Source organism: Rhizobium sp. Rhizsp82, assembly GCF_047325115.1.
In the GTDB taxonomy this organism is placed as follows: Bacteria; Pseudomonadota; Alphaproteobacteria; order Rhizobiales; family Rhizobiaceae; genus Rhizobium.
Genome location: NZ_CP168571.1, coordinates 37,576 through 49,027 on the forward strand (window position 1 = coordinate 37,576; position 11,452 = coordinate 49,027).

The 11,452-nt window shown below is 64.0% G+C and carries 13 protein-coding genes; 6 read left to right on the forward strand and 7 right to left on the reverse strand.

Going from position 1 to position 11,452, the window contains the following annotated elements:
* Positions 1-120: 120 nt before the first annotated feature.
* Positions 121-252 (reverse strand): hypothetical protein, encoded by a 132-nt coding sequence (locus ACEN84_RS24305; protein ID WP_281438214.1) that lies wholly within the window; start codon positions 250-252, stop codon positions 121-123.
* Here ACEN84_RS24305 and ACEN84_RS24310 point away from each other — a divergent pair.
* From ACEN84_RS24310 to ACEN84_RS24335, 6 genes are all read left to right on the forward strand, one after another.
* Positions 251-1,744, forward strand: coding sequence for a DegQ family serine endoprotease (locus tag ACEN84_RS24310; protein ID WP_413711972.1), 1,494 nt, complete (start codon positions 251-253; stop codon positions 1,742-1,744). The two genes, ACEN84_RS24305 and ACEN84_RS24310, sit on opposite strands and share 2 nt — an antisense overlap.
* 142 nt (positions 1,745-1,886) lie before the next feature.
* Positions 1,887-2,558: an amino acid ABC transporter permease gene (locus ACEN84_RS24315; RefSeq protein WP_130280265.1), complete on the forward strand. Its 672-nt coding sequence runs from the start codon at positions 1,887-1,889 to the stop codon at positions 2,556-2,558.
* Entirely contained in the window at positions 2,558-3,229 is a 672-nt protein-coding gene (locus ACEN84_RS24320; protein ID WP_413711973.1) for an amino acid ABC transporter permease, read from the forward strand. Before ACEN84_RS24315 ends, ACEN84_RS24320 begins: the two co-directional genes overlap by 1 nt.
* A 1-nt stretch (position 3,230) precedes the next feature.
* A complete protein-coding gene (locus tag ACEN84_RS24325; protein ID WP_112714475.1) occupies positions 3,231-3,965 on the forward strand; it encodes an amino acid ABC transporter ATP-binding protein in 735 nt (244 codons plus the stop codon).
* 9 nt (positions 3,966-3,974) lie between these two features.
* Positions 3,975-4,892 carry a N(4)-(beta-N-acetylglucosaminyl)-L-asparaginase gene (locus ACEN84_RS24330; protein WP_413711974.1) on the forward strand — a complete coding sequence of 306 codons (918 nt, stop codon included), beginning with the start codon at positions 3,975-3,977 and terminating at the stop codon, positions 4,890-4,892.
* Between the two features lie 22 nt (positions 4,893-4,914).
* Positions 4,915-5,706 carry a transporter substrate-binding domain-containing protein gene (locus ACEN84_RS24335; RefSeq protein ID WP_199625560.1) on the forward strand — a complete coding sequence of 264 codons (792 nt, stop codon included), beginning with the start codon at positions 4,915-4,917 and terminating at the stop codon, positions 5,704-5,706.
* A 36-nt stretch (positions 5,707-5,742) separates the two neighbouring features.
* Here ACEN84_RS24335 and ACEN84_RS24340 read toward each other — a convergent pair whose 3' ends face one another.
* From ACEN84_RS24340 to ACEN84_RS24365, 6 genes are all read right to left on the reverse strand, one after another.
* Positions 5,743-6,744 carry a LacI family DNA-binding transcriptional regulator gene (locus ACEN84_RS24340; protein ID WP_199625561.1) on the reverse strand — a complete coding sequence of 334 codons (1,002 nt, stop codon included), beginning with the start codon at positions 6,742-6,744 and terminating at the stop codon, positions 5,743-5,745.
* A gap of 127 nt (positions 6,745-6,871) precedes the next feature.
* Entirely contained in the window at positions 6,872-7,417 is a 546-nt protein-coding gene (locus ACEN84_RS24345) for an RES family NAD+ phosphorylase (protein ID WP_413712533.1), read from the reverse strand.
* The gene (locus ACEN84_RS24350) at positions 7,383-7,754 is read right to left on the reverse strand and encodes an antitoxin Xre/MbcA/ParS toxin-binding domain-containing protein (RefSeq protein WP_130280273.1); all 372 of its coding nucleotides are present in this window, start codon (positions 7,752-7,754) and stop codon (positions 7,383-7,385) included. The genes ACEN84_RS24345 and ACEN84_RS24350 overlap by 35 nt, the downstream gene beginning before the upstream one ends.
* 79 nt (positions 7,755-7,833) lie before the next feature.
* The gene (locus tag ACEN84_RS24355) at positions 7,834-8,616 is read right to left on the reverse strand and encodes a crotonase/enoyl-CoA hydratase family protein (protein WP_413711975.1); all 783 of its coding nucleotides are present in this window, start codon (positions 8,614-8,616) and stop codon (positions 7,834-7,836) included.
* Positions 8,613-9,473 carry a hydroxymethylglutaryl-CoA lyase gene (locus tag ACEN84_RS24360; RefSeq protein WP_413711976.1) on the reverse strand — a complete coding sequence of 287 codons (861 nt, stop codon included), beginning with the start codon at positions 9,471-9,473 and terminating at the stop codon, positions 8,613-8,615. The genes ACEN84_RS24355 and ACEN84_RS24360 overlap by 4 nt, the downstream gene beginning before the upstream one ends.
* Positions 9,470-11,449, reverse strand: coding sequence for an acetyl/propionyl/methylcrotonyl-CoA carboxylase subunit alpha (locus ACEN84_RS24365; protein ID WP_413711977.1), 1,980 nt, complete (start codon positions 11,447-11,449; stop codon positions 9,470-9,472). The genes ACEN84_RS24360 and ACEN84_RS24365 overlap by 4 nt, the downstream gene beginning before the upstream one ends.
* Positions 11,450-11,452 lie beyond the last annotated feature (3 nt).

The following is an 11,452-nucleotide window of genomic DNA, read 5'->3' on the forward strand; positions in this document are numbered from 1 at the left end:
TCCAAATATTAAATCCCTGTAATGCTTACGGTTTTGCAATGAAACCGTAATGAACATTTAATTTGTAAAGTGACGCTGCGCGGCGCATATCAGTTCTCAAGCGCTAATTCTTCACGAAGCCTAGTAAACACCGCCAATACTGGCGATTTTATCTTCGATCGCGAAGAATTCGTGTATTTCGCCCGACGCCCGCGTTCCCGGCATGGAACCAAGACGCCGCTTAGCAACGATTTGCAAGGGACCATTCGCCATGTCCAAGATTCTCCTCAAGCACCGCACAGCAGCGCTTCTGGGTGCAGCCCTGATTGCAGGCACCGCAGCGCTTCCCTTCACCATCAATGCCGCGACCGCTGTCGCAGCCCCGGCCGAAGTCAGCGGCACGTTTGCTCCCGGTGGCTCGTTCGCGCCGATCGTCGATGCCGACAAGCCTGCCGTCGTCACCGTCACCACGACCATGAAGGCCACTGACGCCAGCGACCAGCAGTCGCCGATGGACGAGCAGTTCCGCCAGTTCTTCGAGCAGCAGGGCATTCCCTTCCCGCACCAGGCACCGAAGAATGAAGGCGGCCAGCATGCGATGGCTCTCGGCTCCGGCTTCATCATCAGCCCTGACGGCGTCATCGTCACCAACAACCACGTCATCGACAATGCCATGGATATCAAGGTGACGCTGGATGACGGCACCGAACTGCCGGCCAAGCTGGTCGGCACCGATCCAAAGTCCGATATCGCCGTCCTGAAGATCCAGGCGCCGAAGCCGCTCGCCACCGTCGCCTGGGGCGATTCCGACAAGCTGAAGCTCGGCGACCAGATTCTGGCGATCGGCAACCCCTTCGGCATCGGCACGACCGTGACTGCCGGTATCGTTTCGGCCCGTGGCCGCGACCTGCATAGCGGGCCCTATGACGACTTCATCCAGATCGACGCACCGATCAACCACGGCAATTCGGGCGGCCCGCTCGTTGACCGCGACGGCCATGTCGTCGGCATCAACACCGCCATCTACTCGCCGAATGGCGGCAGCGTCGGCGTCGGCTTCGCCATTCCTTCCGATGAAGCCAAGATGATCGTCGCCAAGCTGCAGAAGGATGGCTCGATCGAGCACGGCTATCTCGGCGTGCAGATCCAGGCCGTCACCAAGGATGTTGCCGATGCTGTCGGCCTCAGCGACGCCCAGGGCGCGCTTGTCGCCGCCGTCTCCGGTGATACGCCTGCCGCCCGCGCCGGCATCAAGACCGGCGACATCGTGACCGCTGTCGGCGGAGAAGCCGTCAAGACGCCGAAGGACCTGTCGCGCCTCGTTGCCGACATGAGCCCCGGCGCCAAGCAGACGATGACCGTCTGGCGCGATGGCAAGAGCACCGACCTGAACGTGACGATCGGCGGCAATGACGACGGCCAGAAGCAGGCCGCAGCCGACGAAAGCGACGGCAAGACCCAGAGCGGCCCGAGCATCGGCGTCGGCCTTGCCGACCTCACGCCCGATGCCCGCCAGGAACTGAACCTGCCGCGCAGCGTCAACGGCGCCGTCGTTGCCAGCGTCAACCCCGACAAGCCGGCGGCCGCTGCCGGCATCCAGACCGGCGACGTGATCGTCTCGGTCAACGACAGGCCGGTGCACGACGCCAGCGATGCCAAGGCCGCCGTTGCGAGCGCCGCCAAGTCGGGCCGCAAGTCGGTGCTGCTGCTGATCGAGCGCGGTGGCAACAAGACGTTCGTGGCCGTGCCGTTCTCCGCCGCCTGAGAGGCGCCAAGCCGCGACGAGACGCTCCGCACCCTCATGCGGGGCGTCTCACTATTCCACAGCTTCCCCACCTCGGCGCTTGACAGCGCCGTTTTGTGACCGCAATATGAAACCGGTTTCAATCGTGCTTGGGGGAGCGATCGTGCGGTTCGACCTTTCGATCCTTTTGCCGCATCTCGGCTTTCTCGGCAAAGGCGCGCTGCTGACGGCGGAAGCCTGCGCGCTGGCGCTGCTCGGCAGCGTCATCATGGGCGCCTTCGTGGCCATCGCCCGCACCTCGTCGTCGCAGACGCTGCGCCGCGTTGCCTTCGTCTATGTCGACATCTTCCGCAACGTGCCCTTCATCGTGCAGCTGTTCTTCTTCTATTACGGCCTGCCGGAACTCGGGATCTATATCGATGCGTTCACGACCGGCGTCGTGGCCCTGTCGATCGCCGGCGGCGCCTATGCCTCCGATGTCATCCGCGCCGGCATTCTGGCGATCGATCCCGGCATCATCGAAGCGGCCGAAGTCAGCGGGCTCTCGCGCCGCGTCACCTTCACCAAGATCGTCCTGCCGATCGCGCTCAGGACCTCGATCCGCCCGCTCGGCTCGGTACTCATCAACCTGATCCTGACCTCCTCGATCCTCTCGACCATCACGCTGAACGAGCTGACCGGCTCGGCGCAGATCGTCGTGTCGCAGACATACCGGCCCTTCGAGGTCTACGTCGTGCTGCTGGTTGCCTATGCGGCACTCACCTATCTCGTCTCGCTCGGCGTCACGCTGCTTCACCGCCGCCTCAACCGTGACATGATGGAGGCCGTCGGCTGATGCGCTATACGGATTTCACCCCCTTCGATCTCGTGCTTTTGGCCCAAGGACTTGGCGTCAGCGTCGCGCTCTTCCTCGGCACGTCGCTCATCGGTCTGTTCATCGGCATTCTCTGGGCCGTCGTGCGCTTCTACCGGGTGCCGGTGCTGCTGCAGATCGTCACCTTCGTCTCCGAGCTCCTGAAGAACTCGCCAGTCCTCGTACAGCTCTTCCTGGTCTTCTTCGGCCTTCCCGCACTCTTCCATATCCGCATCACGCCGGTGACCGCCGCGACGATCACGCTGTCGGCCAATACCGCCGCCTTCGTCTATGTCATTGCCGTATCGGCGATCGAATCCATCGGTCGTGACCAAATCGAGGCCGCCCGCGTCTTCGGCCTGACGCGCTGGCAGGTGCTGCGCCATGTCGTGGCACCGCAGGCGATGGCCTTTGCGATCGGCCCGCTGATCGCGCTGCTCGTCAACCAGTTGCAGGTGACATCGCTGATCTCGGTCATCGGCGTCGTCGATCTCACCAAGATCGGCAATATCCTGAACCTGCGCACGCTGAAGCCGTTCATCGTCTGGACCGCCGTCGGCCTGCTCTACTACGCGACGGCCAAGCTGGTCGCGCTTCTCGGCACCCGTTTCGAAAACCGCCTCAGGGCCCATAGCGCCTGGAGAGGGCTCTGACATGCTCAAAGTAGAAAACGTCAAGAAAGCGTTCGGCTCGACCACCGTCCTCGACGGCGTGGACCTGACGATCAATCCGGGCGAAGTCGTCTCGATCCTGGGATCTTCAGGGTCCGGCAAGTCGACGCTGATCCGCTGCATTAACGGACTGGAAAAGCTCAACGGCGGCCGTATCCTCGTCGACGACTTCGATGTCGGCAAGCCGAAGGAACTGACCGAGGCACGCAAGCGCTCGGCCACGGTCTTCCAGCTCTTCAATCTCTATCCGCATATGACCGTGCTCGGAAACGTCACACTGGCGCCGATCGAGGTTCTGAAGAAGCCGCGCGCCGAAGCCGAGGCGACCGCCCGTGCACTCCTGCAATCCGTCGGCCTCGGCGAGCGCGCCGATGCCTATCCGGCCCAGCTTTCCGGCGGCCAGCGCCAGCGCGTCGGCATCTGCCGGGCGCTTGCCATGCAGCCGCGCTACCTCCTGCTCGACGAAGTGACGAGCGCGCTCGACCCGGAGATGACGGCCGAAGTTCTGGCGATCCTCGCCAAACTCGCCGAAGAGGGCACGACGATGCTCTTCGTCACCCACGAGATCGAATTCGCCCGGCAGATTTCCGACCGGATCGTCTTCCTCGACAAAGGCAAGCTGCTTGTCGACCTGCCGACCGAACAGTTTTTCGCCGCCGATGGCGGCATGGCGCAGCCCCGCGTTGCCCAGTTCCTTTCCAAGATGCGTAAAGATTAGAGGTTTTTCATGCTGCTCATCGCCAACAAAGAAGCCTGGCCGGGTTTTGCCCATACGGTCGACATGCTGCGTAGCGGCGCCAACAGCCTCGACGCCATGGTTGCCGGCATCGGCAAGGTCGAGAGCGAAGTGAAGGTCCGCAGCGTCGGCTATGGCGGCTGGCCGAACATGATCGGCGACATGGAGCTCGATGCCGCCGTGATGGACGGCACGACGCGCGACGTCGGCTCGGTCGGCGCCGTGCCGAACACGCTGCCGGTCGCAAGGCTCGCCCATGAAGTCATGAAGCGCCTGCCGCATGTCATGCTGACCGGCAACGGCGCCCGCCGCTTTGCAAGTGAAATCGGTTTCCCGGAAGACGATGTTCTGTTCGAAGACAGCAAGCGCGTCTGGTGGGGGCGGCTGGAAAAGGAAGTCGCGCCCGAGGACCTCGCGAAATTCCCCAATATTCCCTTGGCGCCGCTCAGCAAGGCGATCACCGATCCCGAGCGTGTCCGCGACACCACCGTGTTCCTCTCCGCCGATGCCGCCCGCGGCATTCACGCTGCAACGTCGACTTCCGGCTGGGCTTGGAAATATCCGGGCCGCCTCGGCGACTCGCCGATCCCCGGCGCCGGCTTCTACGCCGACAGCCGCTATGGCGCGGCCGCCTGCACCCATACCGGCGAGATGACGATGCGCTGCTCGACCTCGCGCACCATCGTTCTCGCCATGAAACTCGGCTATTCGCTGTCCGACGCGATCAAGCTCGCCGTCGAGGAGCTTAACGAACTGGATACCGGTTTCCTTGCAGGTGTCGTCATTCACGCGGTTGACGCAAAAGGAAATCATGAGGTGGTGAATTTCAGATGCGAGGGCGAAATCAGCTACTGGCTCTGGGAGGATTCAATGTCCGAACCGGAATTGCGGGCAGCGAAACAGGCATAATCAACGAAGAGGGAATGGAACAATGAAACGCTTACTCACCGCGATCGCTGCGATCGCCGTCGTCGCAGGCTCGGCTCTGCCGTCCTTCGCCGGCATGCTTGATGATATCCGTTCGCGCGGCACGATCCGCATCGGCGTCTCGCTCGGCGGCGAACCGATCGGTTTCCGCGACGACCAGAACAATCCCGTCGGCTACGACGTCGATGTCGCCAAGCGCCTGGCCGAGAAGATCGGCGTTCCCGTCGAGTTCACCGACGTTTCCGGCGATGCGCGCATCTCGATGCTCGTCTCCGGCCAGATCGACGTGGCGATCGCCAATACCTCGGCAACGCTCGAGCGCGCCAAGGTCGTCAATTTCTCGATCCCCTATAACCGCGCTGGCCTGCGCATCATCGTGCAGAAGGATGCCGGCATCAAGGATCTGAAGGATCTCGCCGGCAAGAAGATCGTCGTCGGCCGCGGCACGACGGGCGAAACCTTCCTGAAGACAGCCGTTCCGGATGCCGAACTGGTCTATGTCGACCAGTTCGCGCCTGACGGCGTGCTGCAGCTGCAGCAGAAGCGCGTCGACGCTGCTATCGAGGACTCCTCGCTGCTCGATTACCTCGCCACGAAGAACCCGGCGCTGGTCACCCTGGCAGGCCTCTACTCGAACGACCCGATCGGCATGGCCGTCGCCAAGGGCGACCCGGAATTCGTCCGCTGGCTCGACATGTTCGTCTCCGATTACATCCAGTCGGGCGCTTACGAAGCAAACTACAAGAAGTGGTGGGGCCCCGAAGCCAACCCGCCGGCTCTGAACCCGCAGTGGTAAAGAAAAGAAGGCCGCCCCTCGGGGCGGCCTTTCTCGTTACGACGTCGCCCGCAGCACGAAGCGGGTGGGAACCGAGATCGGCGGCTGGCCGGAGCGGAAGCCTTCGGGGTCGGCGATGAAATCGACGACGTGGCGGACATAGTCGGATTTGTCGTAGCCGATCGACGAGATCGGATAGGCGTCGAAATCCGTCAGCGACAGGTTGTCGAAGCCGTATAGGCGGAAGCGTGGCGGCTTGTTGCCCGGAAAATCGGACCGGCAGACATCGAGGATGCCCATCGCCATGGCATCCGAGGTGCAGAAGATCGCGTCCGGACAGTCATTACCCGTCAGAACGGCGGCCGCCGCGTGACCGCTGGCATAGGAATAATCTCCCTGGACGGTGCGGACGAGCTCGATCTTGTGCTGCTCGAAGGCCTTCTGATAGATACCGATGCGGCTGTGTTCGACCGGCGAGGAGGCGCGGCCGGTGACGAGGCCCGCGGTCCTGACCCGCTTGCTGGCCGCATCTGCCACGGCCTGGAATATCCCCGTCGCCTCGTCGGGCATGACGACGGGCGAGAGATGGTCGTGCAGACCGTTCAGCATCACGACGAGATCCGAACGGAACATCTTCCGCACCGTCACTGCATCGGCGAAATCCGAGAAGACCAGCGCGGCATCCACATGATAGGCAACGCCGTTGCGCAGGAACTCCTCGACGCGCGCCACTGAGCCGATGCGGATCAGGATCACCTGCTTGCCAATCGACTGGATCTGGTCGATCAGCCGGTCGAAGAGATCGAGGTCGGAAAGATCGTGGATGTGGTTGACGACGACGGCGACGAGATTGACGGTCTTGGTCGTCAGGCTCTGGGCCAGCAGATTGGGCTTGTAACCGAGGGTGTTCGCCGCCTCGATCACCCGCTCGCGCTTGTCTGCCGAAACCGGCCTTGGCTCCGTCGACAGCGCCCGGCTTGCAACGGCTCGGGAGACCCCCGCCAGCCGCGCCACATCGGCAATCGTCGGAGCAGCGTCACGGCCGGTCGGTGCTTTCATCGTCAATCGCTTCCCCGCATTTTCGTATCGGCGCCACCGAAGATGGCGACCATTTCCGGCAAACTGCCAGATTGCGCCGTGCTTCGCAATCATGCCCAAATGGGTCAGGCCGGCGGACTGCGAAAGCCTAGAGCCAGGAGGCTGCCGTTTTCGGCAAACGCCCTTCCGGATCAATGGCGCGAAGCTCGGGCGAACCGGGCGCATTCCAGCGCCAGAGGGCGACGCAGGTTCCGCCCGGCGACATGAAGGAAGGGTAGATGACACCATCGAAGCCGTCGGCGATCAGCCGTTCACGTAGACGGTGCGTTGCCGGAACGCGGTCGGCGTCAAGCTGCTGGCGCCATTCGCAGCGGTGGATATCCGCTGTCTCGCCATAGGATTCGAGAACTGCCGGAGCGGTCGTGTCCGCAAGCCGCGCACCGGCCAATTCCAGTTGGGCGATGATCGCCGGATGCTGGACGAAGCCCTGGTTATATTCAGCCCAGGCGGTCGAGAGTTCACGGGCGGCATAGATCGCCGATGCGCCCACCGGATTCCAGCGCCCGCCGAAGCGCGACGCTCCCTCGCCGGAGAGCGGCGCGAAAGCCCAGCGCGGAACGAAGGCCCGCCAGAGCTGGAGGATATCGCCGGAATTCCGGTCAGGCATAGACGCCTGATCGAACCGCTTCGAGATAGGCGAGAACCTTGCCGGACTTGCCTTCACCGACCAGATCGAACGCGGTCTTGCCGCCCCAGCCGGGGATCGGCTGATGCTTGAACCAGATCACGGCGCGATTGTCGTCTCCCGCCATCTCGCTGGCCATCGAGAGGATGCGCACGACATTGCTCAGCGCGCCATCGACCTTGCGGGCGCTGGACTTCGCCGTCAGCGTGTTGCGCGCCACCCCGATCAGCTTCGCGAGCTCCGCCAGCGTCACGCCGAGCTGATCGGCAACGCGGCGCGCCGAGAGGAAAGCCGATTGGCCATCGCCGAAGCGGGCCGCAGCAATGTCGAGACCGATAGCTGCCATGGTGATGATCCTAGCATATTTTGACAGTCACTCGTTCAAAGTATGCTCAGATCGGGCTTAATTCAAGCGCAAGGCGACCTCACCACCGCCAGGATGGCGCACGCTTCTCGAAAAAGGCAGTGACACCTTCCTGGGCTTCCGCAGTCTCCCAGGTATCGGCGAGCTGCTCGATGACCCGATTGATGACCTCGTCGGTTACAGGGTTCCCCAGCGATTTCAGAAGCGCCTTGGCGCGGGACGCGGCCTCGGGCGAGGCCTGCAGCAGATGGGCGATCTCCGCATCGACGGCCTCGTCCAGCGCATCGGCCGGGACGGCGCGGTTGACGAGTCCGATTGCCGCTGCCTCCTGGGCATCGATGAGCTTGCCCGACATGAACAGCCCGCGGGCCGCCGAGACGCCGATCCGGGCGATGACGAAAGGGCTGATGGTTGCCGGGATGATGCCGAGACGCACCTCCGTCAGACCGAATTTCGCAGTGTCAGACGAAATCACCAGGTCGCAGACGCTGAGGAGCCCGACGCCGCCGCCGAAGGCGTTGCCGTTGACCTTGGCAATGACGGGTTTCCGGAGATCATCCAGCGCCCGGTAGGTCATGGCCAGCCGCCGCGCCTCGGCAATCCGCCCGGCCCGCGTCGCCGTGAACTGATCGCGCATCCAGCCAAGGTCGCCGCCCGCGCAGAAGCTCTTGCCTTCTCCCGACAGCACGACGGCGCGCACTGCGGGATCGGCGGACAGTTTGGCGGTGACGGCGATCAGCTCGTCCATCATCAGCGATGACAGCGCATTGTGCTTATCCGGGCGTGCCAGCCTCACATGGGCGACGCCGCCCTCGACCGTGACATGAAGCGTTTCGAAACTCATCCATCACTCCTCAGGCCACACGCAAAGCGGGCCACATTCTCAAGCGCATCGAGCGGCAAGCCGGTCTCTATCCCCTTCGTCTGCAGATGCCGGGCAACGGCGAGCGTATCGACATTGCCTTTTGCGCCCGGCGCATAGGGGCAGCCGCCGAGGCCGCCGATCGAGGCGTCGAAGACGGCGAGACCGCGCTCCAGGGAGACATCGATATTCTCGAGAGCCCGGCCTGACGTATCGTGGAAATGCCCGGCCAGCATCGACGCCGGGGCTTCCCCGAGCACGCTGTCCAGCATCCGGTCCACCGCCTCCGGCCGCCCGCGGCCGATCGTGTCTCCGAGGCTGATCTCGAAACAGCCGAGACGGCGGAGTTCCGCCGCAACGCGGGCTGCGGCTTCCGGGGCGACTGCGCCCTCATAGGGGCATTCGACGACGCAGCTCACATAGCCACGCATCGGAATGCCAGCCTCTCGGCTCGCGTCGGCGACCGGCCTGAAGCGCTCTATGCTTTCGGCGATCGAGCAATTGATATTGCGCTGAGAGAAGGTTTCGGAAGCCGATGCGAAGATGGCAATCTCGCCGGCATCGGCGGCGAGCGCTGCTTCGAAGCCTTTCATATTCGGTGTCAGCACGGCATAGCGCGCCCCCGCCCGCCGCTTGATCCCGGCCATGACGGCAGCGGCATCGGCGAGCTGTGGCACCCATTTGGGGCTGACGAAGCTCGTCACTTCGATGCGTTCGAAACCGCAATCGGAGAGCATGTCGACCAGCCTGATCTTGTCGGCAGTCTCGACGAAACGCGCCTCGTTCTGCAGGCCGTCGCGCGGCGACATCTCGACGATGGTCACGCGGGGCGGGGTCATTCCTCGGCGGCCTTCAGGCTGACGAGCAGCGCGCCTTCAGACACCTGCTGTCCTTCGCTGACGGCGACATTCTCGACCACCCCGTCGCGCGGCGCGGCGAGCGTCAGCTCCATCTTCATCGCTTCCATGACAACGAGCGGATCGCCCTTCGAAACCGTGCCGCCCGCGACCGCCCGGACGATCTTCACGAAACCCGGCATCGGCGCGACCAACCGGTCGCTGCCCGCGCCTTCCGAAGCAGCGGCCGAAAGCGGATCATCGAGATCGAAGACATGGACCGCACCGTCGAAGCGCAGGCTGAGATGACCGCCGTGACGGCTGACCTCGACGAAGACCTGACGGCCATCCGCCTCGACCTGCACACCCCCGCCATCACGCCTGACGATGCGGACAGGGATGACCCGCTGGCCGTTGTGGACGGCGAACATGTCGAAGCCGCGCGCCACGACGCGCAGGCTGGAGACGTCGCCCGCATGATGCAGTGTTACGATGCGCTGCATCTCGCTCCAGAGCTGCCAATGCCCCAGCGTTTCCCAGGGGTCGCTGCCCGCCTGCCTGGCCTCCAGCGACAGAACGGCGGCAAGAGCGATTGCCGTTCCACTGGGCTCGGCGGCAGCCGTCAGCATTTCGAGGTTGCGATCGATCAACCCGGTATCGGGATGACCGCCGGCGAAATCCTCCTGACGCGTCAGATTGGCGAGGAAGGCGAGGTTGCTCACCGTTCCCTCGATCCGCGTGGCCTCCAGCGCGTGGCGCAGGCCGGTGAGCGCCGCCTGGCGGTTCGGGCCATGGACGATCAGCTTGGCGATCAGCGGATCGTAATGCGTGGAAATGCGGTCACCGGACCGGATACCGGCATCGACGCGGACGCCGGTCTCGGGAAACGCGAGCCGCTCGATCTTGCCAGTCGCCGGCAGGAAGCCTTTCGCGGCATCCTCGGCATAAACGCGCGCTTCGAAGGCCCAGCCATTGATCGCAAGCTCGGCCTGCTTCTTCGGCAACGGCTCCCCGGCCGCCACCCGCAGCTGCCATTCGACGAGATCGACGCCCGAAATCGCTTCGGTCACGGGATGCTCCACCTGCAGGCGGGTGTTCATCTCCATGAAGAAGAAGCGGTCCGGCCAGAGGCCGTCCGAAACATCGGCGATGAACTCGACCGTACCCGCGCCGCGATAATCGATCGCCCGTGCGGCCCGCACGGCCGCCTCGCCCATCACGCGGCGCATCTCCGCCGTCATGCCGGGTGCCGGTGCCTCCTCGATCACCTTCTGATGGCGGCGCTGCAGAGAGCAGTCGCGTTCGAAGAGGTGGACGGCATTGCCGTGGCGGTCGCCGAAGACCTGCACTTCGATATGACGCGGCCGCAGCAGATATTTCTCGATCAGCACCGCATCGTCGCCAAAGGCGGCCAGCGCCTCGCGCCGGGCGGCATCGAGGGAGGCGGCAAAATCCTGCGCACCGTCGACGCGACGCATGCCCTTGCCGCCACCGCCGGCCCGCGCCTTGATCAGAACGGGGTAGCCGATCTCGGCTGCCCGCGCAGCGAGGAAATCCGGATCCTGATTGTCGCCGTGATAGCCGGGGACGACGGGAACGCCCGACTGCTCCATCAGCGCCTTCGCGGCATCCTTCAAACCCATCGCCCGGATAGCCGAAGGCTGCGGGCCGATGAAAGTCAGGCCGGCCGCTTCGACAGCTTCGGCAAACGCGGCATTTTCAGAAAGGAATCCGTAGCCGGGATGGACGGCCTGGGCGCCGGAGCGCTCGGCAGCGGCGATGATACGCTCGATCGAGAGATAGCTTTCCTGCGCCGGTGCCGCGCCGATGCGATAGGCTTCGTCGGCAAGTTCGACATGCAGCGCGCCGCTATCGGCATCGGAATAGACGGCGACGGTCTTTATTCCCATGCGCCGTGCGGTGCGGATGACGCGGCAGGCGATTTCACCCCGGTTTGCGATGAGTATCTTGTCGAACATCGC

Excerpts from the sequence above, each read along its gene's own strand:
- ACEN84_RS24310 (WP_413711972.1), top strand. The coding sequence starts at position 251 with ATGTCCAAGATTCTCCTCAAGCACCGCACAGCAGCGCTTCTGGGTGCA.
- ACEN84_RS24305 (WP_281438214.1), bottom strand. The coding sequence starts at position 252 with ATGGCGAATGGTCCCTTGCAAATCGTTGCTAAGCGGCGTCTTGGTTCC.
- ACEN84_RS24320 (WP_413711973.1), top strand. The coding sequence starts at position 2,558 with ATGCGCTATACGGATTTCACCCCCTTCGATCTCGTGCTTTTGGCCCAA.
- ACEN84_RS24325 (WP_112714475.1), top strand. The coding sequence starts at position 3,231 with ATGCTCAAAGTAGAAAACGTCAAGAAAGCGTTCGGCTCGACCACCGTC.
- ACEN84_RS24330 (WP_413711974.1), top strand. The coding sequence starts at position 3,975 with ATGCTGCTCATCGCCAACAAAGAAGCCTGGCCGGGTTTTGCCCATACG.
- ACEN84_RS24335 (WP_199625560.1), top strand. The coding sequence starts at position 4,915 with ATGAAACGCTTACTCACCGCGATCGCTGCGATCGCCGTCGTCGCAGGC.
- ACEN84_RS24340 (WP_199625561.1), bottom strand. The coding sequence starts at position 6,744 with ATGAAAGCACCGACCGGCCGTGACGCTGCTCCGACGATTGCCGATGTG.
- ACEN84_RS24350 (WP_130280273.1), bottom strand. The coding sequence starts at position 7,754 with ATGGCAGCTATCGGTCTCGACATTGCTGCGGCCCGCTTCGGCGATGGC.
- ACEN84_RS24355 (WP_413711975.1), bottom strand. The coding sequence starts at position 8,616 with ATGAGTTTCGAAACGCTTCATGTCACGGTCGAGGGCGGCGTCGCCCAT.
- ACEN84_RS24360 (WP_413711976.1), bottom strand. The coding sequence starts at position 9,473 with ATGACCCCGCCCCGCGTGACCATCGTCGAGATGTCGCCGCGCGACGGC.
- ACEN84_RS24365 (WP_413711977.1), bottom strand. The coding sequence starts at position 11,449 with ATGTTCGACAAGATACTCATCGCAAACCGGGGTGAAATCGCCTGCCGC.